This window comes from Thalassotalea sp. SU-HH00458 (assembly GCF_040362795.1).
GTDB lineage: Bacteria > Pseudomonadota > Gammaproteobacteria > Enterobacterales > Alteromonadaceae > Thalassotalea_H > Thalassotalea_H castellviae.
The window spans coordinates 211,711-238,000 of record NZ_BAABWW010000002.1 but is presented as its reverse complement, the minus strand read 5'-3'; the positions used below and the strand labels follow the sequence as shown (position 1 = coordinate 238,000).

26 protein-coding genes are annotated in these 26,290 nt (G+C 37.1%); 6 read left to right on the top strand and 20 right to left on the bottom strand.

All coding sequences use genetic code 11. The annotated features are described in order from the left end of the window. Positions 1 to 4 precede the first annotated feature (4 nt). From ABXH06_RS04055 to ABXH06_RS04025, 7 genes are read right to left on the bottom strand one after another with little or no spacing between them, the layout of a single operon-like run. On the bottom strand, positions 5 to 1,156 hold the full coding sequence (locus ABXH06_RS04055) for a tetratricopeptide repeat protein (RefSeq protein WP_353517380.1): 1,152 nt from the start codon (positions 1,154 to 1,156) through the stop codon (positions 5 to 7). Further along, positions 1,153 to 2,055 (bottom strand): ExeA family protein, encoded by a 903-nt coding sequence (locus tag ABXH06_RS04050; protein WP_311579217.1) that lies wholly within the window; start codon positions 2,053 to 2,055, stop codon positions 1,153 to 1,155. The genes ABXH06_RS04055 and ABXH06_RS04050 overlap by 4 nt, the downstream gene beginning before the upstream one ends. Positions 2,056 to 2,109: 54 nt before the next feature. Continuing rightward, positions 2,110 to 3,795, bottom strand: coding sequence for a pilus (MSHA type) biogenesis protein MshL (gene mshL / locus ABXH06_RS04045; RefSeq protein WP_311579214.1), 1,686 nt, complete (start codon positions 3,793 to 3,795; stop codon positions 2,110 to 2,112). Between the two features lie 14 nt (positions 3,796 to 3,809). Next, positions 3,810 to 4,127, bottom strand: coding sequence for a hypothetical protein (locus ABXH06_RS04040; RefSeq protein ID WP_311579211.1), 318 nt, complete (start codon positions 4,125 to 4,127; stop codon positions 3,810 to 3,812). After that, the gene (locus ABXH06_RS04035) at positions 4,120 to 4,812 is read right to left on the bottom strand and encodes a hypothetical protein (RefSeq protein ID WP_353517379.1); all 693 of its coding nucleotides are present in this window, start codon (positions 4,810 to 4,812) and stop codon (positions 4,120 to 4,122) included. The genes ABXH06_RS04040 and ABXH06_RS04035 overlap by 8 nt, the downstream gene beginning before the upstream one ends. Further along, complete coding sequence (locus tag ABXH06_RS04030) at positions 4,812 to 5,420, bottom strand: PilN domain-containing protein (protein ID WP_353517378.1); 609 nt, start codon at positions 5,418 to 5,420, stop codon at positions 4,812 to 4,814. The genes ABXH06_RS04035 and ABXH06_RS04030 overlap by 1 nt, the downstream gene beginning before the upstream one ends. Beyond that, positions 5,420 to 6,325, bottom strand: a complete 906-nt coding sequence (locus ABXH06_RS04025; protein ID WP_353517377.1) for a hypothetical protein — start codon at positions 6,323 to 6,325, stop codon at positions 5,420 to 5,422. Before ABXH06_RS04025 ends, ABXH06_RS04030 begins: the two co-directional genes overlap by 1 nt. Positions 6,326 to 6,447: 122 nt before the next feature. Between ABXH06_RS04025 and ABXH06_RS04020 the strand changes: the two genes are divergently transcribed. Continuing rightward, positions 6,448 to 7,395, top strand: coding sequence for a 1-aminocyclopropane-1-carboxylate deaminase/D-cysteine desulfhydrase (locus ABXH06_RS04020; protein ID WP_353517376.1), 948 nt, complete (start codon positions 6,448 to 6,450; stop codon positions 7,393 to 7,395). On the opposite strand, the gene ABXH06_RS04015 is transcribed toward ABXH06_RS04020, so the two are convergent. The 9 genes from ABXH06_RS04015 to ABXH06_RS03975 form a co-directional block, all read right to left on the bottom strand. Then, a complete protein-coding gene (locus ABXH06_RS04015) occupies positions 7,349 to 8,866 on the bottom strand; it encodes an EAL domain-containing protein (RefSeq protein WP_353517375.1) in 1,518 nt (505 codons plus the stop codon). The genes ABXH06_RS04020 and ABXH06_RS04015 overlap by 47 nt on opposite strands. Positions 8,867 to 9,210: 344 nt before the next feature. Then, positions 9,211 to 9,663, bottom strand: a complete 453-nt coding sequence (gene rplI / locus ABXH06_RS04010) for a 50S ribosomal protein L9 (RefSeq protein ID WP_303449322.1) — start codon at positions 9,661 to 9,663, stop codon at positions 9,211 to 9,213. Positions 9,664 to 9,683: 20 nt separating this feature from the next. Continuing rightward, positions 9,684 to 9,911, bottom strand: a complete 228-nt coding sequence (gene rpsR, locus ABXH06_RS04005; RefSeq protein WP_070375547.1) for a 30S ribosomal protein S18 — start codon at positions 9,909 to 9,911, stop codon at positions 9,684 to 9,686. A gap of 59 nt (positions 9,912 to 9,970) precedes the next feature. Next, the gene (priB, locus tag ABXH06_RS04000) at positions 9,971 to 10,291 is read right to left on the bottom strand and encodes a primosomal replication protein N (protein WP_303449327.1); all 321 of its coding nucleotides are present in this window, start codon (positions 10,289 to 10,291) and stop codon (positions 9,971 to 9,973) included. 39 nt (positions 10,292 to 10,330) lie between these two features. Then, positions 10,331 to 10,753, bottom strand: coding sequence for a 30S ribosomal protein S6 (gene rpsF / locus ABXH06_RS03995; protein ID WP_311579186.1), 423 nt, complete (start codon positions 10,751 to 10,753; stop codon positions 10,331 to 10,333). Positions 10,754 to 10,898: 145 nt separating this feature from the next. Further along, entirely contained in the window at positions 10,899 to 12,023 is a 1,125-nt protein-coding gene (locus ABXH06_RS03990; protein ID WP_353517374.1) for an ABC transporter substrate-binding protein, read from the bottom strand. A 216-nt stretch (positions 12,024 to 12,239) separates the two neighbouring features. After that, on the bottom strand, positions 12,240 to 12,995 hold the full coding sequence (rlmB, locus tag ABXH06_RS03985) for a 23S rRNA (guanosine(2251)-2'-O)-methyltransferase RlmB (RefSeq protein ID WP_311579177.1): 756 nt from the start codon (positions 12,993 to 12,995) through the stop codon (positions 12,240 to 12,242). Positions 12,996 to 13,111: 116 nt separating this feature from the next. Continuing rightward, positions 13,112 to 15,547, bottom strand: a complete 2,436-nt coding sequence (rnr, locus tag ABXH06_RS03980; RefSeq protein WP_353517517.1) for a ribonuclease R — start codon at positions 15,545 to 15,547, stop codon at positions 13,112 to 13,114. A 57-nt stretch (positions 15,548 to 15,604) separates the two neighbouring features. Next, positions 15,605 to 16,222 carry a tetratricopeptide repeat protein gene (locus ABXH06_RS03975; RefSeq protein WP_311579174.1) on the bottom strand — a complete coding sequence of 206 codons (618 nt, stop codon included), beginning with the start codon at positions 16,220 to 16,222 and terminating at the stop codon, positions 15,605 to 15,607. A 210-nt stretch (positions 16,223 to 16,432) separates the two neighbouring features. Between ABXH06_RS03975 and ABXH06_RS03970 the strand changes: the two genes are divergently transcribed. Continuing rightward, a complete protein-coding gene (locus ABXH06_RS03970) occupies positions 16,433 to 17,644 on the top strand; it encodes a cyclic di-GMP phosphodiesterase (protein WP_353517373.1) in 1,212 nt (403 codons plus the stop codon). A gap of 6 nt (positions 17,645 to 17,650) precedes the next feature. Here the strand turns inward: ABXH06_RS03970 and ABXH06_RS03965 are convergent, their stop codons facing one another. The 3 genes from ABXH06_RS03965 to ABXH06_RS03955 form a co-directional block, all read right to left on the bottom strand. Next, complete coding sequence (locus ABXH06_RS03965; protein ID WP_353517372.1) at positions 17,651 to 19,057, bottom strand: M20/M25/M40 family metallo-hydrolase; 1,407 nt, start codon at positions 19,055 to 19,057, stop codon at positions 17,651 to 17,653. Between the two features lie 729 nt (positions 19,058 to 19,786). Next, positions 19,787 to 20,128, bottom strand: coding sequence for an iron-sulfur cluster insertion protein ErpA (gene erpA / locus ABXH06_RS03960; protein ID WP_311579160.1), 342 nt, complete (start codon positions 20,126 to 20,128; stop codon positions 19,787 to 19,789). Positions 20,129 to 20,180: 52 nt separating this feature from the next. Next, the gene (locus ABXH06_RS03955) at positions 20,181 to 20,936 is read right to left on the bottom strand and encodes a DUF6776 family protein (protein WP_353517371.1); all 756 of its coding nucleotides are present in this window, start codon (positions 20,934 to 20,936) and stop codon (positions 20,181 to 20,183) included. A gap of 72 nt (positions 20,937 to 21,008) precedes the next feature. On the opposite strand from ABXH06_RS03955, the gene ABXH06_RS03950 reads away from it, so the two are divergent. From ABXH06_RS03950 to hemL, 4 genes are all read left to right on the top strand, one after another. Continuing rightward, a complete protein-coding gene (locus ABXH06_RS03950) occupies positions 21,009 to 22,733 on the top strand; it encodes a chloride channel protein (RefSeq protein WP_353517370.1) in 1,725 nt (574 codons plus the stop codon). Further along, on the top strand, positions 22,730 to 23,158 hold the full coding sequence (locus tag ABXH06_RS03945; protein WP_353517369.1) for a CopD family protein: 429 nt from the start codon (positions 22,730 to 22,732) through the stop codon (positions 23,156 to 23,158). The genes ABXH06_RS03950 and ABXH06_RS03945 overlap by 4 nt, the downstream gene beginning before the upstream one ends. Positions 23,159 to 23,276: 118 nt before the next feature. Then, entirely contained in the window at positions 23,277 to 24,290 is a 1,014-nt protein-coding gene (locus ABXH06_RS03940) for an aspartate carbamoyltransferase (RefSeq protein WP_311579148.1), read from the top strand. 61 nt (positions 24,291 to 24,351) lie between these two features. Beyond that, the gene (gene hemL, locus ABXH06_RS03935) at positions 24,352 to 25,632 is read left to right on the top strand and encodes a glutamate-1-semialdehyde 2,1-aminomutase (protein WP_353517368.1); all 1,281 of its coding nucleotides are present in this window, start codon (positions 24,352 to 24,354) and stop codon (positions 25,630 to 25,632) included. A gap of 81 nt (positions 25,633 to 25,713) precedes the next feature. On the opposite strand, the gene ABXH06_RS03930 is transcribed toward hemL, so the two are convergent. Then, positions 25,714 to 26,109 (bottom strand): hypothetical protein, encoded by a 396-nt coding sequence (locus ABXH06_RS03930; RefSeq protein WP_353517367.1) that lies wholly within the window; start codon positions 26,107 to 26,109, stop codon positions 25,714 to 25,716. Positions 26,110 to 26,290: the final 181 nt, after the last annotated feature.

Here is a 26,290-nt window from a genome sequence, read left to right as displayed (position 1 = left end):
TTAATTATTCTCCTAGCTCTTGAACACGCTGACGAGCAAATTGCTTTGCATTTTCAGAAAGATCATTCTTAGTAGTCGCCTGTTGATAAGCGCGTGTCGCCTGTTCAAATTCACTATTGCTATCATGAGCAACGGCTAAACCTAGCCACCATCTACCGGCATTGGGCTCAAGTGTTGTTAATAACTGATAAGCCCTTGCAGCTATATCAAACTGTGATATTTGTTGGGCATGACTGGCCAATAACGCTTGATATTCTACATTTTCTACTTTAGGTAAAGCTTTCAAAGTATTCACCCCAGCGGTTGTTTGACCTTGATTAAAGTAGATGCGAGCTTTCATTAAACGAAACTCTCTATCTTCAGGGTATAGCTGAATACCTTGAGATAGTAAATTAATTGCTGATTGGTATGCTTGTCTACCAAACCATAAAGCCGCTAACTTTTTCCGGGCAATTTTATGCTCTGGTATCATCAAGATTACATCTTCAAATAATTGCTCAGCTCTTGATAATTTATTTTCAGCCAATGCTTGCTCTGCTTGATCAATTTTTTGTTGCGTCAATTCTACCGGCGTTAATTGTTTGCGCGAAATTGATAAAGTAGGTTTACTCGTTGCTTTATCGTTCACGGCATCTTCCGCTACTTTATTTACAAGAACGTTATTATTATTCGTGGTTTGAATAGCTTTTTGATTTATTGGTTGTGGATCTTTTTCAATCGCTGCGTCAATTTTTTGGTTTATTAACGGTTCATTTCCAACTGTTACCTCAGGATGGCTTTCAACATTTTTTGAAAGTGATGTATTTTCAAGGTCAGAGAGTACAATTTCTTCTTTTTTAACCGTGCTTATTTCAGACTTGCTTATTGGCGTTTTTTGCTCTAAACGATTCGTTAACGTTTGAGATTTTTTGTACTCTATATCTCGTTGCTTATTAGCATTTAAAGGCTCATAAGCACTCTTCAATGATTGATTTTCACTGTATAACTGCCAAATAAACACACCAGCAATATTGAGTACAATCACTATAATGACGAAAAAGATAATTAACTTCCACGATGTGCGCTGTTTTTTCTGCGGTATTTGAGCTGATTGAGAATGTTGAAGATCGCTTTGGCGATCATCCAAATCTTTTAGCATTTGATTAATCACACTCATGTCAGTGCTCCCCAATAATAGGCCATAAATAAAACCACACTGATAATGACACAAAGACTGAATATGATAATGAATTTATAGTCATGCATTACTATTGCTTCGGTATCATGACAAGCCATTTTAAGGTGTTTATTGTTCATTTTATATTGACCTTGTCCATAACTTAACATCAACATTTTATGGCACACAATATTCACTAATCTTGGTGTACCTTTGGTAACTTTTGCAATTTTTTTACATAACTGCCGAGTAAACAAAGTGGCACCTTTATAACCAGCAACCTGCATGCGGTGGTGAATATAGCTTTCAACTTCTTCACTATCCATCGTTCTTAAGTTGTATGAAAAAGTAATTCGTTGTTTTAATTGTCGAAATGCTTCTTCATTCAAGCGATGATCTAACTCCGGCTGTGCAAATAACACTACTTGTAACAGCTTACGGGTTTCTGTTTCTAAATTGGTAAATAGACGTAACGCTTCTAAACTCTCAGCGGGTAACGCTTGAGATTCATCTAAAATTAACACCACAGAATGTCCTTGATTATGTAACTCAAGTAATCGTTGTTGAATACGTTGTGTTAATAATTGCACTGACATTCGCTGCGCTTGCTTAACGCCAAGCTCTACAGCAACGGCTCGCCTCAGCTCATCCGGTTTTAAATAAGGATTTGGAATATAAGCCGTAACAAAATGCTCTGGAATCTCATTAAGTAGTTTACGGCACAACAGCGTTTTACCTGTGCCTACTTCACCCACAACTTTAATAAAGCCTTCGCCTGTCTTTAAAGCCGTCGTTAATACGGCTAATGCTTCATTATGCGGTTCAAGCCCTAAATAAAAGTTAGTATTTGGCGTTAAAGTAAAAGGTAATTCTTTTAACCCAAAATGATATAGATACATAACTAACTTAGCCGATTAATACAGGTTTATTGTCAAAAACTCGGGTGTTTATCTTTATTCTTCTATTTGTTCTTCTTCAGGAAACCACTCTTTTAATAAAGCTCGTGCATCTTTTAATTGATCTTTCCAAGTGTTTTGACCTATCACAATAGGTTTTAACATAATGATCAATTCTTTTTTCTGCATCGTTTGGTTTTTACTTTTGAAAAGTTCACCTACGACAGGGATATCACCCAGTAATGGCGTTTTAGATTCTAAATCAACCTTTCTTGTTTCAATTAAGCCACCAATCACCACTATTTCACCTGAATTTGCACGAATAATAGTATCTGATTCACGCACACTACTTTGCGCTAAGGGTAAAGTGAAGTCTTCACTTCCTAACCGAATAGTTTTTGACTGTTCATCCGTTAAGGTTACCGACGGATGAATATGTAAAATCACCTCACCGTGTTCATCTATCTGTGGCGTTACGTCCAACGCTATGCCTGAAAAGAATGGTGTTAATTGCACTTCTGGAGTGGTAGTGGTTGCTGTACCTGTCGTCGTTGTATTAGAAACTTCGGTAACAAAATACTCATCTTCACCCACTTTAATGACTGCTTTTTGATTGTTAGTAGCGGTTATTCTTGGGCTTGAAAGTACTTGGACATTCCCTTGAGTTTGTAATAACTCAATAACACCGGAGAAATCAGAATTTATAAAGCTCAACGCCGTAGTGCCACCAATGGCAGAAGAGATTACGTTATTGGCAATATTTCCAGTGGTTGAAAAGGTTAAATCTGTACTATTAGCATGACCTAATACTTGGTCCCACTTCACCCCTTGCTGATAATCATCATTAAGAGTAACTTCCATGATCTTAGCTTCAATAATCACTTGTCGACGTAAATGATTTTGTGTGTCATTTATAAACTGCTTTACTGCCGCGATTTCACTTGGCAATGCTCGAACTGTTATCAAACCGGCTTGTGGAGAAACAATCACCGAACGTCCATCTTGATCGCCCACTAAAGACGTTAAGGTTTCTTTTAATTCAGTCCAAAAATCAGATTCGTTTTCGGTATAAATATTGATACCGCTATTACCATTTTGGTTATTTTGACCGTTTTGGTTATTCCCGTTACTGCTGTTATTTGAACGGTTGTTGTTATTATTTTGGTTGTTATTTCCGTTACTTCCGCCATTGTTAGGGTCATTTTCTGAAACACCACCAGAATTAATACTGGTGCTTGACGTGCCAAAACGTTTTACAAATAAATAATTTAACGGGATCGTTTCAGTTCTAATACCTGCGGGGTATATTTTGATAACGTTACCTTGTTTTTTCACGTCATAACCGTACAAGCTAGCAATCACGTCGAGGGCTTCGTCTAGAGTGACATCTTTTAAATTTAACGTAATAGTGCCTGTAACGTCAGGATGAACGGCGACACTATAATTAGAGTCTTGTACGAGGGCAGCAAAAAACGCTTGAGCATCCACCTGACTAGCGGCAATTTCTAAACGTTTTTCAGCCAGTAACCCTTGACGTGCTTGCGTCATACTTTGTTTCATTAATTCTTGCTGTACCGCAGAAGGTACGGTGGATAATGGTTTAGGTGCTTTACGTTTAGTTGACTCAGCAATGGCATTGTCTAGTTCTTTTTTTACATGTGTCGGCTGCGGTGGAACCGATTGGCAACCGAGTAAAAAAACGAAAATTGACGTGATATAAAAACTTTTTTGAGGCGTATGCATAATTATTTTTCTTTTCATTTTGATTTTGCCACTACAGATGAAAACATTGAGAGCTCTATATTTTTCTCTGGTGAAGATAACAACACACTATGCTTAGTTATCTCAGATAAAGTATATTGGCGAATTTGATCACCTAAGGATAAAAGTTGACCATTAATGACAACACTTTTTTGTCCGTCATTTTCGACAATCGTTTGTAACACTAAAGCATTTTTATTCGCTACGCTGGCAACTGCGCCATGATTAAAATTAAATGGCTTAGTTGGATCAACTGACTCAGCGTTAACATTAACAGAAGTAAGGATTAAAAACAGTACAATGCATTTATACACCAATAAACTCCTTCTGCGTACTTAAACTATACATTTCAATTGACAGTTCGCTATTAGGGTATTCAATCAGCTGATAATTAAACTCTTGCCAAAAAAACGTCCATTGCATATTTTCTAACTGGTTTAAGTAATCCCTCAATTTAAAATAACTGCCTTTTAATTTAAGTTTAATGCCATGCTTATATAAAGTAAGTGAATGCTCATCCCCAGTACTTTCATTCCCCTCATGTTCATCGTTATTTTGAGAAGGTTTTTCCGATGCTACCGGTTGTGCTGCCATCACTTCGAAAGATAATAAAGCAACCGATGGTTGAGTTTTTAATAACTCAATCAGAGCAAAGCGCATTTGGATAGGATTAATTAAGTCAGAAGTTAATAATAATAACTCACTGTCTACTGACGATAACTTTTGCTCATATTGGTTAATCTGATTTTGAATCGCAACATTAGGATCTGTCGCTAAAGATTGTTGCAAGATATCAATGGTGGTTTGAGCGGTTCTATTATTGGTCTCGACTTGTTTAATTTGCTTCGCTTGTGAATTAATTTTTACTAAGTTTCCATCAATAAAGAGGCTAAACATAATAAAGATGATCGCAATTAAACCCGTCAGCAAGACTAAATATTGCTCTCTGGACGATATGTTTAAAAATTTAGCTGAATAATCTTGCCATTTTTCTTTCATTATTGGCCTCCTGACTGTTCAGTTAAACGTTCAGAGCTAACCGTAAAGTGAGTCACCGCGTCTTCATTTTCACTTAAGCTAAAGTGTTTAAACGACTGCCCAGAAAGAAACGTCGCATTATCAAAAGCCGCTAACCAACTTGGCACGGCTTCAGGCTTTCTTGCTATCCCAGAAAACGTCATACTACCTTTATTCATACGTACTTTTTGTAAGCTAACATCCTGATGATGAAGCTCTGATAATTCTGTCATAGCTTTTGAATAACCAGCCGCATAAGTACTGCTAGTATCCGTTAATTGTTTATGAAGTGCTTTTTTATTCACTAATAATAACTTTAACGTTGCTAATTTTTCTTGCAAAAGCGGGTCAGCTTTATTTTGACTCACTTGCTGTTCTAATTCAGCTTGTAATAATTCATTTTGTTGCTTAACTTCGGTGAGTTTATTTAGTTCATTGGTTTGCTGAGATAATTGAACGTTGCTATAAAATAACCAAGCGAACATGATGACGAAAGTGCCTAACCAAATAAATGCCACTCGTTTCAATGTCCAAAGTGGTTGTACAGGAATAAGCTCAGCTTGTAATAAATTAATGGATAACTTTTTCATTACACGCTGTCCTCCATGTTATTTAACATGGCCGCACCGATACAAGCTGCATATTCCCGTTGCTTTTCATAGCCTTGTGGCATAGAAAACAAATTCACGGGGACATTGGTATTTTCCGCAAGCTTTCTTGCTAAAAACGCTTCTTGAGCCATAGGTACTAATACTTCAATACTTCTGATCGGCGCTTGTTTTAATTGCCTTTCAAAGTAATCGGTTGAGCGTTGAATTTCTAAACTCAATGAGTCAATAACCCCCATATTAAGTTCATCTTCAGTTTTACTCGCAATAGTCGCCATGCCGCGTAATCGACGTTGAAAATATAACTCATTATTTTTAACAATAATAAGTACTATCTCTTCATTAGGTTGCTGACACACCATCAATCGAGCGTCATCTTCATTTGGGCATAAACTCGCAAAAGCAAACTCTTCAACAGTGATAGTTTGTATTTGACAGTTATCTTGATGGATGCTTTCAACCAAAGGTTGCAACTCACTTTTAGCGGCGCAAACAACATTAATTTTCTCAAGGCCGCCTCCCATCACAGGTCCATCATAGTAATCAACAATCATATCTTCTGGAGCAATTGACACCAGATCTTTTATTTGCCATTTGATGGCAGCATTAATTTCTTCAACAGGGACTTTGGGTTTATCCACTTGCACTAATTGATTCTGTTTTGCTGACAAGACAATATTACACTGACCAGTTAAGTTGATTTTATTTTTTGCCTGAGAAAAAGCAGAGGCATAGTGTTGTTCATTCACTTTAGCCTGATGAAATCCAGCAGGTTGATTTTTTTCAAGGGAACAAAAAGCTAGCGCTTGCTGCTGCAAACAGATACCGAGTGAACCAGTTGGTTTCGGCGATGAAAATAGTTGATTTATCCGTGCGATTATTGACATTTATCGATATTATTATGCTTTTAAAACAAATTGTCGTTAAATTCATTATCCCTGATTAGCCGCTATGCGCAAGTATTTTTAAGGTAAAATAAGCGATTAATTAAATAAAATCATAAACTTTTATGTCTAATTTCTCAGAATTACAAACATTACAACACCCACTTTTTGAACAATATCAGCTGCAGGTTCAGATAAAACGCGATGATTTGATTGATCCTATTATTTCTGGCAATAAATGGCGAAAACTAAAATACAATTTAAAACACGTGAAAGAAAATGGCTATAAAGGCATTATCTCATTCGGTGGCGCTTATTCAAACCATATACATGCACTCGCCTTTGCTTGCAATCAACATGATCTGCACGCCCTTGGAATTATCAGAGGGGAAGCACATTATGCCGAAAACTTTACCCTTTCAAAAGCGAGAAAATGGGGCATGACCTTACACTTTGTAGATCGTCAAACCTATCGAGAACGCAATTGCGAAAAATATTTACAGCAATTATCACAACAGTTCCCTGATTATTTTATTATTCCAGAAGGCGGCAGTAACGTGCTTGCTTTACGTGGGGTTGCTGAAATATGTCATGAATTAAATATTCAAACACAATACGACACATTAATAACGCCGGTAGGGAGTGCAGGTACGATTTCAGGACTCATTTCTGGCGATAATAATCAACATAACATTCTTGGTATTGCGGTGTTAAAGCAAACAGATTACCTAACCGAAGAAGTATCAGCCTTATTAAACGATAAACACAATCAACCATTGAATAACTGGCAGATATTCAATAACTATCATGACGGTGGCTACGCTAAATTTAGCCCAGAGAGCTTAACAAAACTACAAGCTTTTTCAGCAGTAACTGGGGTACCTTTCGAACCTATTTATTCAGGCAAAATGATATTAGCTTTATTAGATTTAATTAACATTGGGTATTTTCAACCGCATCATAAAATTGTTTTATTGCATACTGGCGGTTTACAAGGACTGGGAGGGTTAATTGAACAGAATAAACTTAAGGCAAGTGAATGGCCTTTGCCACTTGAGCAACCGGTTCGGTAAAGTAATGCCCTTGACCTCCGTCAACTCCTAATCGTTTTAACGTTTGCCATTCATCAATATTTTCAACGCCTAAAGCATAAACATTGACCTTTTGCACATCACAAATTGCTTTTAAACTTTGAATGAATATTTGATTCTCTGTTTTACGATGAATGTTTAATACGATACTTCGATGCAATTTTATACTGAAAATTGGGCAAACACTGAGATATTGCGCACTCACCACATATTGGCCTACCTTGTCGGCGATAAGCATAATTCCTAATTGATGAAGCATGGCTAATGGGTACTGTAGTTTTTCAAGATGATTCACTAAATGATATTCACTGATCTCAATGACCAGTTTTTCATGTATTTGGGGATAATCTTTTAAAACCGCTAAAAACTTTTTCAAGAAATCATCTGACAATAATGACTCAATCGACAAGTTAAGACTGCATTTATCCTTTTGTTGATTATCATAGGTTAACAATCGGCAAACTTGTTTTAAAACTAACAAATCAATTTGTTGTATCAAGCCACATTTTTTCGCCATAGGTAAAAAGACTCTGGCACTAATTAATCCTCCATCAGTATCCCGAATTTTAGTCAAAATCTCATGATGTAAGGTATGTTCATCATCCGCCGAAATAACAGGTTGAAAGAAGATAACTAACGCATTTTTATCAATAATATGATTTAAAAAAGTGCGCCATTTTAGCGAACCTTTCGCACTGGCATGTTCTACTTCACCAGGATCATACATAAACCATTGTGATGGGCCTTGTAATTGCGCTGAACGTAATGCCATATCGGCTTCAGACTTCACTTGATATGAATTTTCAGCTTGCGAAAAATAACTGACTCCAATGTGAATAAATTCATCTTTATTCATACCAACAGGAAGTGAAACGGTGCATAAACCTTGTAACAGTTTCTCAGCTAACTTTTCAGCATCATTAAAAAAGATATCAGGAACAATAATGGCAAGTTCCGAGTCATCTCGCCGAGCAATAAAGTAATTGGGTAATGCGTTTAAACGGTATTTTAATGTTTGAATTAAGTTATCCAATAACACTAATGATTGTTGCTCACCAAACAAGGTATGTACTAAATCAAAATCTTTAAATTGGATAAAATAAACGGCTCCTTGACAGTCATCTTCTTTTAATAACGCATCAAGTCGGTTATTAAAAAATTCACTATTGCCTACGCCAGTATCTTTATCAAGCAGTGCGTTACTTCTTAATACGTTATCGAGATGAGTATCACTATTTTTTGCTTTTTGTAATTGTTGATTTAAAGTCAAAATGGTTTGACTTAAATTATCCTCATTATTAGGAATGACTTGAATTTCACCACAAATTCTCGATATATCGGCCCATTTTTCTAATGCAGTAATAGGCTTCAGCTTTTGTTGCAATATTTTTTGAAAACAATAACTTACCAAATGTAAACTAGCTAAGAGCATGATAGAAACAATACATACCATATTATTCCATGTACTTGGGCCTTGCAGAAAATAATTTACAAAAACCAATAAAAGAGCGCAGATGATCAGACATATCGACACATGCCGAACTAGCCGTTGAAAAGCATTAATAGTATTTTGAACAGTATTTGACATATCAGCGATTAAAAATTCTTGTTACCTGCAAGTGTAGTCAAAAATGAATAAAGTACGCATTTTCGTGTTTAATGATTTGTATCGAGATATTAATCACAATAAAAACCTTTCAACGAAGCCATTGCTTTAACGTTATAAGTAAAAACAAAAACACCGCATAGGATAACTCCCATGCGGTGTTTTGACTTAATTTAACTTTAAAAAGTAAATTAAGCTTCAGCGATAACAATCACTTTGATGCTTGTATCAACATCGTTATGTAAGTGAAGAACGATATCGTACTCACCAACTTCACGAATTGTACCTAAAGGCATACGTACTTGAGCTTTCGCAATTTCAACGCCAGCTTCAGTAATCGCATCAGCAATATCTTTTGTACCGATAGAACCGAATAATTTACCTTCTTCACCCGCTGATGAAGCGATAGTTACTTCTGCTAATTCAACGATTTTCGCTGCTTTAGCTTCTGCTGCACTTAATACTTCAGCTAATTTCTTCTCTAATTCAGCACGACGAGCTTCAAAGTGCTCAACGTTTGCTTTAGAGGCAAAAACAGCTTTACCTTGTGGTAATAAAAAGTTACGAGCATAACCAGACTTAACAGTTACCTTGTCACCAAGGCCGCCTAATTTGGCGATTTTATCAAGAAGAATTACTTCCATTTTCAAAACCCCTTATTAGGTTACTTATGTAAATCAGTATATGGTAATAATGCTAAGTAACGAGCACGCTTGATCGCACGACCAAGTTGACGTTGATATTTAGCAGCTGTACCAGTAATACGGCTAGGAACGATTTTACCACTTTCAGTGATATAGTTTTTCAGCGTAGCAATATCTTTATAATCGATAGAGGTAGCGCCTTCCGCTGTGAAGCGGCAAAATTTACGACGTCTAAAAAAACGAGACATGGATTTCTCCTAATATTCGATGTTATTTTTTAACAATATTCATGCTAAATAATAATCACCTAATTAATCATTTCAATATGCTGAGCATGTAAGACCAAAAGCGGATTACCGTTTCTGGATTCATGACGATTAATAAAACCCGTCACTTTTAATTTACTGCCCGCAATTAAATCACGAGTTAAGTGTTGTGACATTTCACCGGTTGCCACTACTTGTATTCTGACAAATGCTTGTCTATTCATGCCGGCTTCATTTTGTATGGACTTATGATCCATTGAAAACTGACAATGTTGAATACCTGCAGGACTAGTTGATAATTTAGGTGGTTTAACCACTTCCCCTACCAACACGAGGCAATTCTCTAGATTAGTATTTTCCATAACAGAACTTTCTAACATGTAGAGATTGTCACGACCAGCTTATTCTTCGCTCGCAGCTTCTTCTTTTGTTTCTTCAGCAGGTGCTTCTGAAACAGCTGGAGCAACTTCTTGCTTAACTTCGCGGCGATCGTCGCGACGTTCTTCTTTAGCACTTGCCATAGCTGATGCTTCAGTTACTGCGTGTTTAGTACGCATGATCATGTTACGAATAACAACATCGTTGTAACGGAAAGAAGTTTCTAACTCATCAATAACTGACTGAGGCGCTTCAATGTTTAATAAAACATAGTGTGCTTTGTGAAGTTTATTGATTGGGTATGCTAATTGACGACGACCCCAGTCTTCTAGACGGTGGATCTTGCCTTCAGCAGCATTGATCAAATCTGTGTAGCGCTGGATCATACCAGGTACTTGTTCACTCTGATCAGGGTGAACCATAAATACGATTTCGTAATGACGCATTACGAGCTCCTTACGGTTGTAGCCTCATTATCTGGCTCAGCCAACACCAGTTGAGGCAAGGAACAAAAAGTTCAGGCTGAATTAAGGTCGCGTAGTGTAGGTAAATTAACCAGTAAAGGCAAGCTTTTAATCGGCTTATTAGTTTTTATTTGTCGAATTGAAAGAAATTAAGAAAGATACTTGAAAGCCCCTGATGGTCATTTTCAGAAAACTCGATGGTTAATCCTTTATCTTGATAGGTAAAATTTGTCATTTTCTCTAAAAAACAGCTTTGGCTCAACGATTCACCACATTGCTTAGCGACTTCAACAAAGACAAATGCATTGAGGTAACCTTCAAAAAGTATCTGATCAACCGTCTTAATGCCTTGAGCCTTCATATCGTCCATAAATTGCAAACAAATAGCTTCATTGCAGTTGGCTGGATCTAACATCACTTCTGTCACTAAAACATTACTTGGTTGTTTAATCCGCTGAAATAAATCACGACTTGATATAAATGAAACAGAAGTAAAAAATGGCGTGAAATCCTGCTGATAAGCTGAATTTATCAATTGTGCAAATGGCTCATAAGTACCAACAAATGCAACAACTTGAACGTTTTTTGCTTTCAAAATACTAAGCGCTAACTTTATATCATTGGTATTTCGACGATAGCGTGTCGTCACTGTTGGCTTTATACCACGCTTTTTTAAAGCCATTAAATAGCCTTTTTCAACTGAAATACCAAATTCATCGGCTTGAATCATCAGGCCGATATTCGTCATTCCTTTTTCATCAACTAAAAAATGTATTTGTTGCTCAGTTTCTTGATAATAACTTGCCCGTAAATGGAAAATATTCTTAATAACCGGTTTACGTAAAAATTCAGCACCTGAAAAAGGCATTAAAAAAGGCACATGACTTTGGCTGACTTTATCTAAAACCGCATGCGTCGTTGGCGTACCAACATAATTAAAAAATGCGAATATATCTTTCTTCTTTAAGAAATTCTGTGTATTTATCAGAGTTTTATATGGTTCGTAACCATCGTCTAGAAGCACTAATTGAATATGTTTACCTGCAAGTCCGCCTTCTCGATTGACTCGGTCAAAATATGTATTGGCTCCTTGGTTTAAGCGGATCCCAAGTTGTGCGGTTGGGCCTGAAGTGGCATTAGAGACGGCTAATTTTATGACGGGCTGATTTTCAATGTTAGCAAAAACATTAGCGCTGATGCAAAGTAATGCACAAACAATTAACAACAGCAGAATTAAGTTTTTGTGCAACATGAATTGGCATCACTATCAGTTCAATGGCATCCCTGAAAGTTAAATATCCATAACAGCTAGCAGTATTTTATGCATATTATTACCGCTTACTTACTCTTTTTAGAATAGACAATTATACCGACAATTGAAATATAATATATCGGTTATCGTTTTATATGTAGCGTGGAATGACCAATTGACAATAGAAATTGAACAATAATCGCCATTCAGCCAAGTTTAGTTGAGTCGCTGACGAACAATTTCAAACAAACAAATCCCCGTTGCAACAGAAACATTTAAGCTAGAAACACTTCCTGCCATCGGCAATTTTACGAGTTGATCGCAATTTTCCCGTGTTAGTCGACGCATGCCTTTCCCTTCAGCTCCCATCACGAGCGCCATAGGCCCTGATAATTTCACATCATACAAGCAAGTATCCGTTTCTCCTGCGGTACCGATTATCCATACCCCCATCTGTTGTAACTGCTTCATGGTTCTTGCAAGGTTTGTCACTTGTACTAAAGGCACAGTCTCAGCAGCACCTACTGCAACTTTTCTAACCGTACCCGTTAGTCGCGCAGCATTATCTTTGGGTACAATAATCGCTTGTACGCCTGCCGCATCGGCATTTCGCAAACAAGCTCCTAAATTATGCGGATCAGTCACGCCATCTAAAATCAAAAGAAAAGGCGGAACACCTTGTTTTTCAGCGGTTTCAATAATGTCATCTAAGTCAGCTTCGGTGAAGGTTTTTCCTGGCTGAACACGCGCTACAACACCTTGATGCTGCTCACCATTTGACTTATCGTCTAACACCTTTCTATTGACCATTTGAGCAGGAATAGCATATTTTCGTGATAAATTAATTATTGGCATTAATCGTTCATCGTCACGACCTTTTAATAAAAACAATTCAATAAAACGTTCAGGTGAGCGTTTTATCAGTTCGTTAACCGCATGAATACCAAATACTAATTCATCATTTTTTGCCATGTTTATCTCTTACTTACTTTTATTTCAATAATATCTTTAACGTTAATCGTTGAATATTGACGACAAAATTCATTGCTTAATCGCACTAATTTGCAAAATAAATTTAGCTAATCTAACTACTTGCTAGCTTTTCGCGCATTTTTACCCGGCCGTTTTTTTCTGGCTTTTCGCTTTGCTGATTTTGATTTTTCAGGTTTATCTTTTTTCGGTTTTGCATTTTTAACGCCACTTGCCGGTTTCATTTTTCCGCTTTTCTTACCATTAAACCCTTCTGACTTACTATGCTTACCTCCTTTACCTTTTGGCAGAGGTTTCGCGCGACTAATAACAGCATTATCACCCGACAAGGCTAAATCAATTTTCTTTTCATCTAAATTAACCGCCGCCACTTGTACTTCTAGCACATCGCCGACATGAAATTTATTACCCGTTTTCTCGCCAGATAAACACATGCGAACATCATCAAAATGATAAAAATCACGCCCTAAAGAAGTAATATGAACTAAGCCTTCTATGTGCAAATCCGCTAAACGTACAAACAAACCAAAATTAGTCACGGTTGATATAACGCCGGTAAAAGTATCCCCAACATGATCTTGCATAAACTCACATTTGAGCCAGTCTGAAACATCGCGAGTGGCATCATCAGCGCGTCGTTCAGTCATCGAGCAATGTTCACCGAGTTCTACGACAGCTTCTTCGGCATAACTATAGCAACCATCATTGCCAGCACTGTCTGCTTGAGTTTGCAAGATAGATTTTATAACGCGATGGATAACTAAATCTGGGTATCGTCGGATCGGGGAAGTAAAATGACTATAAGACTCAAGCGCTAAACCAAAGTGACCAATATTTTCACTTTGATAAACTGCTTGACGCATTGATCTTAGCAGCATGGTTTGAATAAGTTCTTGATCGGGACGACCTTGCACTTGCGCCAAAATATCACTGTAATCTTGAGGTGCAGGTAAACCATCCTCATTATCAACACGTGGCATTTGCAAGCCAAGTTCAGCTAAATAACTGACAAAATTATTAAATTTGTCTTCACTCGGTTTGTCATGCACCCGAAATAAACCCGGCATTTTATGCTGTTCAACAAATTTTGCTGTCGCAACATTTGCCAAGATCATACATTCTTCAATAATCTTGTGTGCGTCATTTCGGATCAGCGGCTCTATCGACTCTATTTTTTTGTCGGCATTAAAAATAAAACGCGACTCTTCCGTTTCAAAAGCAATAGCACCACGGCTATTTCGTGCTGCTATTAATGCGTGATACATCGCATTTAAATTTTCTAAATCAGGGACTAACGATTGATATTGACTACGTAAAGCTTCATCACCTGTGGTTTCTGCATCACCTAGTATTGCCGCAACTTTTGTATAAGTAAATCGCGCATGAGAACGCATCACCGCAGGGTAAAATTTACTATCAGATAGTTTACCGGCTTCATTAATGGTCATTTCACAAACCATACAAAGTCGGTCTACATCAGGGTTTAACGAACATAAACCGTTAGATAATTTCTCAGGGAGCATGGGAATGACTTGGCTGGGAAAATACACAGAATTTCCTCGCGCTAACGCTTCGTCATCAAGGGCAGTACCTGGGCGAACATAATAACTGACATCAGCAATCGCTACCCATAATCGCCATCCGCCTGTTTTTTCCGGTTGACAATAAACAGCATCATCAAAATCACGGGCATCTTCGCCATCAATAGTAACAAGTGGTAATTCACGTAAATCAACGCGCGATAATTTCGCGTCATCTTCCACTTCATCTGCTATAGAAGCAATTTCCGCTTCAACCTCAGGAGACCATTGATAGGGTAAGTCGTGCTCTCTAAGTGCAATTTCAATTTCCATACCTGGCGCCATATGATCGCCCAATACTTCAATCACTTTTCCAACCGCATTATTTCTTTTAGACGGTCGTTGAACCACTTCAACAACCACCATTTGACCATGACGCGCCGCTAATCTTTCTTTTGGATCAATTAAGATATCTTGTTTAATGCGCGCATCATCTGGCACCACAAAGCAAATATTATGTTCAAGAAAAAATCGTCCCACGATGCCCGCTTTACGCGGCTTAATAATATCCGTTATTTTAATTTCTTGTCGGCCTTTGCGATCAGATCTATCAACTAAAATAGCCTCAACAACATCACCATGAAAAACTCGTTGCATTTCATGAGAAGAAATAAATAAATCTTTTGGTTTTTTCTCTCCGGGCTTTGTATCGGGAGCAAAGAATCCGTAACCATCACGATGGCCAATTACCGTGCCAGTAAGTAAATGATTTTTAGGTGCGATAGCATACTGTTTAAATTTATTAAAAATTAATTGTCCTGCATTTTCCATGGCACGTAAACGACGTTTTAAACCGATGATATGCTCATCTTCTTGATACTTAAGCGTTTGACAAAGTGCTTTAAAAGTCGGCGGCGTTGGTAATTTTTCGATAATTGACAAAATCAATTCACGACTTGCCACAGGGTTATCGTATTTTTTAGCTTCGCGTTGTTGGTGAGGATCTTTAATAATACTTATACTTAATTATGTGATTTGTTTCTTATTATATCTTAGTTACACGATTTGGTATTAATATTTTCCTTCTTTCGCTGCATTAACTACACGTTCAGGCATTTTTTCGGCAAGAGCTGCTAATAAATGTGTGATTTTCTTATGTGTTTTTTTATCATCGGTCACTGAGTGATGTAATTGCGCGTATAATTCAGGAAAGTCTAAAGGGCTGCCTTCTCCGGCATTATAAATTTCAGCGAGGCGAATCTGTGCCTTTAAATTATCCAGATTAGCCGCTTCTTTGAGGAAAATAATTGCCTGTCTAATATCTGGTTGCATAAACTTGCCGACATGATAATAACGACCTAACTGTTCTAATGCTTCGGGTAAGCCTTGGTCTGCTGATTCACGCATATAATGTAACCCTAACGGCACATTTTTCTTTACACACACGCCAAACGCTAACATATCTCCCCATAAAAATTGAAAAGCCGGTTTGTTAGAAATCACCGCACGTGCTTCAATATCTTGCACAAGTTGACATTCATCGATAACCATTTGGCTCAAATGTTTGTTTTCTTTAATTAAATCAAGTAAAACATCATCAGTATAAATTTGTACAACACTTAATTTCGCCCCATAAACCGTAGGTAAATAACTACAAATAAGTATTAACAACCCGAAAATTAAGCGCATAAAAAGACCTTTTTAAAAACGAAAAAAATAAAAAATATAATGGTATACGTTCTTTATCGGCAAACTTTCGTAAAAATTCAAAAAACTTTGAAAAATTGTACCAGTAAATAGATAGACTATAATCATAATTTACTTCAAAGAATAACGTTACCCTAATTACCTTTCAAAAAGCAGCAAAATTAATACCACAATAATTTGACTGTATTTGAAATGCTAAAAACTGAAGCTGTGGAATTGGCGCTAAAACTCAAGGTTCTCGATAAAAGAATGATGAAAGAAATAGAAATATCAGCATTAGAAGTAGGTCATTATGTTGTAAAAATAGTGAAACAAGTCAAACAATTCACTCTCACACAACCGGGTCATATAAAAAGTGATCTTGTCATTAAAAATATGGCTGCAAAAGGTGTAATAAGCCTTTTAATTGATACGAGTAAAACCAAAAAAGAACATCACCCGCGAAAAAATAAAAACGCGCCCGTTATAATGGACGTTTATAAAGCAAAAGAGTTATTTACTCAGTCCAAAGCCATCCAAAAACAAGTATTTTCTGACGCTCAATCTGGGAAACCTTTAGATTTAAGTCCAGTTGAAAAAATAACCGATGAAACGATTAATGAAATTTTTAAAAATCCTGATGCGTTAGCTTGTGTGATCAATATTAGGAATACCGATGAATATCTTTTAGAGCACTCAGTTTCAGTCTCAGTTTTAATGACAATTTTCGCGCGATTTTTAAAAGTCGAAAAAGCTATCATCCAAGAATTATCGATTGGGGCTTTTTTACATGATGTCGGTAAAATAATGGTCCCTGAAAACATTCTAAATAAACCTGGCAAGTTAACAACCGAAGAGTTTTCCATTATGAAAACTCATGTGAACCATTCAATCGATATTATAAAAAAGACCCCTGGTATTTCAGCGTTAAGTTTGGAAGTTGCTGCACTGCATCATGAAAAATTAGACGGCAATGGTTACCCATTTAATGTGGTAGGAGATGACATATCAACATACGGACGTATGATTTCAATATGTGATATTTTCGATGCGTTAACGGCCAATCGCTGCTATAAAAAGGGTTACAATCATATAAAAGCTTTTAATATTTTACGTAAACTTGCTGAAAACAACCATTTAGATCAAAGACTTGTAAATCTATTTATCAAATGCATGGGCGTTTACCCTGTTGGCTCATTAGTTGAGTTAAATTCAAATAAAATTGCCATTGTAGAAGAACGCAACATAGACGACCCGACTAACCCCAAAGTGAGATATTTTTATAATTCTGAAAAAAATAATTATGTTATGGCTGAAGATATTGACTTGGCAAAAAATGATGACTTTATTGTTAAAGGGGTAAGAGCCGATGATTTTGATCTGAATATGAACAAAATCATCGAATTTTTATTGATGCAAGGCTAATGATAATTATTTAAAAGAGCCGGGCCATTCTGCTGCAATATAAGTAAATACGGTCCAAACAGCTAAGTTTTGACGCATATGCTCAGGATTAACCTTATCGAAGGTGTCATCTGGCGTGTGGTGCAAATCAAAATAATCTGTACCATCTTGCATCAAGTTTAACGCTGGCACGCCTAAAGCAGCCAAAGGAATCATATCAGGACCTCCGCTAGTGTCACCACCACGACGGCTGACGCCTAGGTTTCCCATGATTGCAGCCATAGTATCAACCACATGTAGTGCGTTAACGGAAACATTTTTAGATGATTGCAGGCCATATACCGGACCGGCACCAAAGTCTGATTCAGAACCAATCACATGGTTTGCTATAGTGCCATCTTCTTGTCTGGCTTTAGCGTATGCACGTGCACCAATTAAACCTAATTCTTCCGCTCCCCATAGGATGACGCGAATAGTACGACGAGGATTAACTGTGACATTATTTTTAATAAAAGCACCGGTTGCCATAGCAATTGCGACTCCAGCGCCATCATCAACCGCACCTGTCCCTAAATCCCAGCTATCTAAATGACCACCAATAACAACCACTTCATTAGGTAATTCACGACCTGTTATTTCGCCAATAACATTTTTAGTCACTATCGGGCCTAAATCTTTGGTTTGAATATTTAAACGAATTTTAGGCGTGTGTCCAAATTCCATTAATCGAACTAGCTGATCAGCATCTGGGTTAGAGAGTGCAACAGCTGGAACAGCGGTATATCCCATTGCTACATTTGTTGCTCCCGTGTGTGGATTACGATGATCGTCAGTTCCAATAGAGCGAATCAATAGTGCTTCAGCCCCTTTTTGAGCAGCAAGTTCATGCCCTTTACTACGAGCAATGTTTGCTGGGCCATAGCCCCCACCATTTTTTAACCTTTCCATGCGGTTACTAATAAAAGCTATTTTTCCTTTTAAACTATTATCTGCCGCTTTTTCAAGTGCTGCATAATTTTTAAAATGAACAATGTCTGCTTCCAAGCCTCCTTTAGGAGTAGATTTTGAACGACCGAGCGCGGTGATCACCATTTTTTGATATGAAGGTACTAAAATTTCTGCCTTTTCAACTTCACGAACCCAACCATTCATTTTTACGTCTTCGGTATAAACTTTATCAAACCCTAACGCTTTTAATTTTTTTATACCCCATTCAATGCCAGCTTTTTCACCAGGAGTACCAGGATGACGAGCTCCAACTTCAGTGGTTAAAGATTTTAAAATTTGATAGGCGCTATTATCGTTGATCGCTTTATCTCGAAGAGTCGTTGTCGTGGCTTTTGTTTCTGGTGAAACAGGAATAATAGGGTCATTGGCAAAAACTGATGCCGATAATACACAAGCAGCAATAGCGGCTAATTTAATCAATTTCATTGAAACTCCATGTTGAATTTTTTTAACAAATTAGATTATTCCCTTCAGCACAAAAATTCCTTTGAAGCTGAAGTGTTCTTAATCAATACGTAACTATCTTAGTAAATCGACTACAAGCACATCGATTTTATCGACACAGTATAAGTACATATTCTAACTGGATCTATTAAATATATTGTCGATAGCCATTACACATAAATTTAGCTATACCTTAAATTTATGCTGCAGGGATCAACCGTTTTATTTTACCGATAAAACTTAACTTATTTTGTCTTATTCGTACGTGCCTATTACGATCCCTTAATATTATTAAGCAAGGAGTGTTTCAACTTTCATTTTTGGAATTAAAGTATTCTCTTTATCAACTTTTTTCGGTAACTCTTGAGCCTACATTATCCCTGAAGCCATCCAAAGAATTAATATCAACGAGATAAAAAGCGCTAAAATATAAAGTCGCTCCGCTAACCATTGACGTCCATACTTATTTAGTTTCATTCGAATCCTTCGTTTAAATGATTAATTCTATTTACAGTACAATTTATTTGAGTATATAACTCTATTACATGCTAAAAGCATAAATTTATTGGATATATGAACGTTGATCATTAGAATCGTCTACTGAGTAGATAGCGCAAAATGTAAGCAAGTATCTTCTAGTAAGGTTCAGAGGTTATTAGGAATAATAAGGAAGGTAAGCACTAAACTTTGGGTCATTTAGTGCTATAAAAACTAAATAGAGAATGATGCACCGCAACCACAAGTTGTAGAAGCATTTGGGTTATTAACTAAAAATCGACTGCCTTCTAGGCCTTCTACATAGTCAACTTCACCATCAACTAAGTATTGTAAACTCATAGGATCAATCACCATAGTAACGCCCTTCTTGACTATGGTCATGTCGCCCTCATTGACTTTTTCATCAAAAGTAAAGCCATATTGAAAACCAGAGCAACCACCACCTGTCACGTACACGCGTAATTTCAGCTCTGGGTTCTCTTCTTCTGTCACTAAAGCCAACACTTTATTGGCGGCAGCATCAGAAAATTTAATCGGTAATTCAGTATCAGACATGGGTTAACAATCTCTTTAAATATAGGGGGTAATTATCTTAAACTTGACTAATTTAATCAAGTATTAGTGATGGTGTTTGTGGAATATTTTCAAGAACTGTTTGCCACGGGTAACTTTCGTCAACACGTTGATAACTCTGCCACCTACTTTTAGGCATTATGGCAGATAAGGTTAGTTTTTCCGGCTGAAAATTCTCAGGAAACGTAAATTCCCCTTGAATCATTTGAAAATATTGAAAATTGAATGACAACTGCTTCTTAGATAATTCAGCCATTTTATTCACATTAATTTTATATGGTTTATTATCTAAACTGCCAACAAAGTTAAGTTCAACATGACCTTTCGCATAACGTTTTTTTACTTTTTGCTGTACTAAGGTCACTTGAAAACGATAATGATGCGGGCTAGCTGTCGCGGAAATCACTACATTATCAATCACAACCCCGTCTGCCTGCTTCTCTGGCGCCATAACTTTTTCATAAAACGCCAGCTCTTTTTTCACTTGATAATGTTGCGCTTCCATTTCTTTTAACAGTTTTTGAGATTTTTGATTTGCTAAACGCTCAACTTCTAATTCTACTTCTAACGTATTTATCCGGCGCGTTTGTTCACTTTGTTTTCGATATAAGTTATCTAAACGTTGTTTTTGTTGCTCTAGCGTTTGCTCTTGATAGGCATGAAAAAAGTTCCCCATACGGTAACCACAAAATAAACATGTCGTGATTAACGCCAAGAGTAAAATTGCCGATCGAAAGGTGCCTAACCGGAGTACGACAGTATTCAGATTTATTTTTGCTAACCAACTCATTTGTAACGTATTATGATATCCATAAAATAAAAAACTGATATTTGACTTTAACTATAAATAATTAAGCCTAATATGATCTCATTAACCCCGTTAAGAAAACATTTATCTTTGCCTAGAACATCATGGCAATTATGCTTGCTTGCGGCTATTGGTGGGGCATTTTCCGCACTGCTGGTTATCTTGTTTACTTTAAGTATTAAAGGTTTACAACAATTTTATCTGAACCAATTAGATGATTATACCAGTTTAGATATGGTAAGTCGTTTTGATTTACCGATTATTGGTGCAATACTCATTATTATCTTTTCGAGGATTACTGGTTATCGTTATTTAAGAACCGGCATCCCCTTTGTTTTACACCGGTTAAAAGTCGCTCATGGTATTATTCCGTTAAGAAATACCATCCATCAGTTTGTTGGAACTGTGATTGCTTTAGCATCTGGATTTTCTGTTGGGCGTGAAGGACCCGCGGTTCATTTAGGTGCAGCCTGTAGTAGCTATCTTGGCAGTTTGTTAAAATTATCTTTTAATACCACCCGAACCTTGTGTGCTTGTGGTATTGCAGCCGGCATCTCTGCGAGCTTTAATACCCCCATAGCTGCGGTTATCTTCGTGATGGAAGTCATATTACGCGAATATAAGGTTCATATTTTTATTCCTGTAATGATTGCTGCAATTGTGGGGTCGTTGATCACTCAAAACTTTTTTGGTCCTGCCCACAATTTAGATTATTTCAATAAAATAGAGTTAACTATCAGTCATTACCCATTTATTATTATTTTAGGCATGGCACTTGGGGTTTTAGCGTTTATTTTTAATCGGTATTTAACTTTATTAGTCAAATATTCAAGTAATTACCATATCGTTCCTAGATTATTATTAGCTGCCTTTATCACCGGAGGTTTAGGTTTCTTTATCCCTTATGCTATGGGAACCGATATCAGCGCTGTTAATTTTTCTCTCCAATATGAGCAACATTTTCAACTACTACTCGGGTTATTAATTGCCAAGATTATAATGACAGTTACCGCCTTAGGCTTAGGTATTCCAGGTGGTATTATTGGTCCTATTTTAGGCATTGGCGCTATTGCAGGTACGTGTGCTTCAACGATCGCCATGACATATTTACCTGGTCAACATATTGCCACCGATTATGCATTAATGGGCATGGCGGGTTTTTTAGCCGCAACACTCAATGCTCCACTTGCCGCCTTACTTGCCGTGGTTGAGCTGTCAAATCAAATTGAAATAGTAATACCTGCGATGATCGCAATTACATCGGCTTGTGTAGTTTCAGGGCAGTTTTTAAAAAATCGTTCCATTATAATTATGCAGCTTGAAGTACAAAATCTCTTATATCGTAAGCCTCCGATTGAAAAATCATTGCAGCGCATTGGTGTATTAGGCGTGATGCAAGAAAACTTTACGTTGATTTCTGAATCATCACCAGACCTCGCCTTAGAAACGTTCAAAACAACAAAAGGTAAAAAACTGGTGATTAGTAAAAATAGCTCCTCTGAGCCTGTCTTTACTTGGCATGAGTTTGTCCTGCCTTTAGAAAATCCCCCACAAGATATTAATGACGATAGCGTTGAATTTGTCGCAAGCGGGAATATTGTCGCACACAAACTTGTCCCTTTAGATTTTCAATCAACGTTAGCTGAAGCTTACCTTGCGCTTGTCGATGATAGGATAGGCGGGGTATATATTTATCAAAACAGTAAAGATAATATTTTAGGTATTGTATCTTTTGAACAAATTAGGCGTTATTTATTAGAAGGAAAAACAGCCCTATGACAATCCTCTGGCTCAAAGCATTGCATGTAAGTTTTATGGTTGCATGGTTTGCGGGTATTTTTTATTTACCGCGCCTTTTTGTTAACCATGCTGAATGTGATGAACCAAAAGTGATTGAGCATTTAAAAGGGATGGAAAAGCGCTTATTGTATTTCGTAACGCCTTTTGCATTTTTAACGGTCATTTTTGGCATCGCACTGATTTATCAATATGGTTATCAATGGTTTGTTGCCGCTAAATGGTTACATATAAAAATAAGCTTAGTGATCGGACTATTAATTTATCATGGTTATTGCTTTAAATTACTCAAAACCTTTAAAGAAGATAAAAACACGCGTTCTGGAAAGTTTTACCGTATTTTCAATGAAGTCCCTGTACTTATCTTATTTGCAGTAATTTTTTTAGTATATCTCAAACCTTTTTAAATGAGTTCGCGTGCTAATAAATTTTCAAATGTGCTATATTACCGCGCAAATAAATAGTAATAGCTGAATGAATATTCTTTTATCGCTATTCAAAAAATATAGTACAGGTACATAAGCCATGATGACCTTTCAAGGTAGCCATATTCTCTCTGTTTCACAATTTGATCGTGAAGCCATTTCAAAAATTTTATCTGTTTCAGCCCAGATGGCCCCTTATGCAATGCGTCAAAAGCGTTGTCATGTTTTAGAGGGAGCTATTTTAAATAACTTGTTTTTTGAACCGAGTACCCGTACTAGAGTAAGTTTTGGTGCCGCATTTAATCTGTTAGGTGGTTTTGTTCGAGAAACCGTTGGAGAAGAAAACTCGTCATTAAGTAAAGGTGAATCACTTTTTGATACCGCAAGAGTGATCAGCGGATATTCTGATGTTATTGCGATGCGTCATCCGAAAATGCATTCTGTCAGTGAATTTTCACAAGGCAGTAATGTCCCGGTAATTAATGGCGGCGATGGCGCGAACGAACACCCGACTCAAGCACTATTAGACTTATTTACCATTCAATCGGAAATGTCGCCGCACGGTAAAACTTTAGATGGTATTAACATCACACTTATGGGCGATTTAAAACATGGCAGAACCGTTCATTCATTGTCGAAATTGTTAAGTTTATACAATGACGTTAATATCACGATGATCGCACCTAATGATCTACAAATGCCCGACAATGTGATTTCAACCTTAGAGAATGCAGGCCATAAAGTTACCTTAACCGATAGCATTGAAGGAAATTTAGCCTGTGATGTTATTTATCAAACCCGCATTCAACAAGAACGTTTTGCCAGCCCCGATGAAGCTGACTTGTATCGTGGCCACTTTAGTTTGAACAAAGAAATATATCGCCAATATTGTAAAGATCATACGGTGATCATGCATCCTTTACCACGCGATTCTCGTCCAGAAGCAAATGAGTTAGATACCGATTTAAACGACTTAGATAATTTAGCTATTTTTAGGCAAGCGCAAAATGGCGTATTGGTTAGAATGGCATTATTTGCATTAACGCTAGGGGTTGAGGATAAATTAACTCAGTACGAAAAACCCATCACTTGGCACAGTAATAAAAACGCTTAGGCTGCCCTCAAAATACAATGAGCTTTTTAGGCGCGTATAAAAATTAAGTAAGGCAAAAATAATGAATAAATCTCAACAACTTTTTAACCATGCTCAAGAAATTATTCCAGGTGGCGTTAACTCACCTGTTCGTGCATTTAATGGCGTAGGTGGCACGCCGTGTTTTATCAAACGTGCAAATGGCGCCTATGTGTATGACGAAAATGATAAAGCATACATAGATTATGTTGGCTCATGGGGCCCGATGATATTAGGCCATAATCATCCAGCAATTTTAGCCGCTGTGATTGAAACCGCTCAAAACGGCCTAAGTTTTGGTGCGCCAACTGCGCTTGAAATTACCATGGCTGAAAAAGTGCGAGAAATCGTACCGTCGATGGAAAAATTACGCATGGTGAGCTCAGGAACTGAAGCGACTATGAGTGCTATTCGTTTGGCTCGCGGTTATACAGGTCGAGATAAAATCCTTAAATTTGAGGGTTGTTATCATGGTCATGCAGATTCTTTACTAGTAAAAGCAGGTTCTGGCGCGTTAACTATGGGCGTACCAAATTCACCTGGGATCCCAGAAGATTTTGCTAAACACACTTTAACGGTAAGTTATAACAACATTGAAGAAGTTAAGCAGGTTTTCGCAGAGCTTGGCGATGAAATTGCTTGTATTATCGTCGAGCCAGTGGCTGGAAACATGAACTGTATCCCTCCGGTTGAAGGGTTTTTAGAAGGCTTAAGAGAAGTATGTGATCAGTATAAATCCGTACTGATTTTTGATGAAGTAATGACGGGTTTTCGGGTCGCTTTAGGCGGAGCACAAGCTCATTATAATATAAAACCAGATTTAACAACCTTAGGTAAAGTAATTGGCGGCGGTATGCCTGTTGGAGCCTTTGGTGGTAAACAAGAAATAATGGATTACATTGCTCCTGTTGGTCCTGTTTATCAAGCAGGCACTTTATCTGGTAACCCAATAGCAATGGCGGCTGGTTTAGCTTCTTTAAATGAGCTTTGCCAAGGAGATAAACACCAACAACTTGCCCAAGCAACAGAAAAACTAGCCATGGGTTTTCAAGCCGCAGCTGAACGTAATGGCGTTTCACTTTCAATTAATTATGTTGGCGCTATGTTTGGGTTCTTTTTCACTGAAGAAGAAAAAATCACCAGTTTTGCTCAAGCAACCGCCTGTGATGGCGAAAAATTTAAACGCTTTTTTCACCTAATGCTCGAAGAAGGCGTATACCTTGCGCCTTCAGCTTTTGAAGCAAGCTTTTTATCAACCGCGCATACTGATGCGTTACTTGAAGAAACGTTAGCGGCTGCCGACCGTTGTTTTGCTCAACTATAATAATCTGATTTTTAAAATAAAAAGCTGCTATTTAACAAGTAGCAGCTTTTCTTTTTAAAGCAGAAAATTCATGTAAAAATGTTAATTCACTTTGACGCTGATAAGCTCTTGTTGTAACCAATCAAACGCTTGCTGCCAACCAAGCTCTAAGCCAGAAAATGACCGAAAATTCCATCCATCAAGCGCACGTAATTGGTACAATTCTTCCGAAATTTTCTGACTATCAGCTGAGTAATAAACAAATGCTATCGCTTTTAAATACTCATAAGATGCAATACTTAATTTCGCTTCAAAAGAATACGTGTAATTATTCACGCGATTCACTAACATACCAAAGTCATCTTTAAAGTACGCTTCAACAAATCGATGACATTCTTCGATCATCTCTAAGGACATTTCAACCCCTTCATCAGCCACAACTTCAAGTATATTATCCGTAAGAATTTTGAAATATCCGAAACTTAAACGATGCTTCATTTAGGTTCTCCCAATAGCAATATCTGCCTTGAGATTAAGTGTTTGCTGAGATTAAGTGTTTGCTGAGATTAATTTTCATAATCTAACCTTAGCTTAGTTATCTTAAAACTCAAACCGTATAAGCGCTTAACCCAAATATTTATTTTAAGTCCTTCTTAGTATTAATAAAAAATCAGTGAAT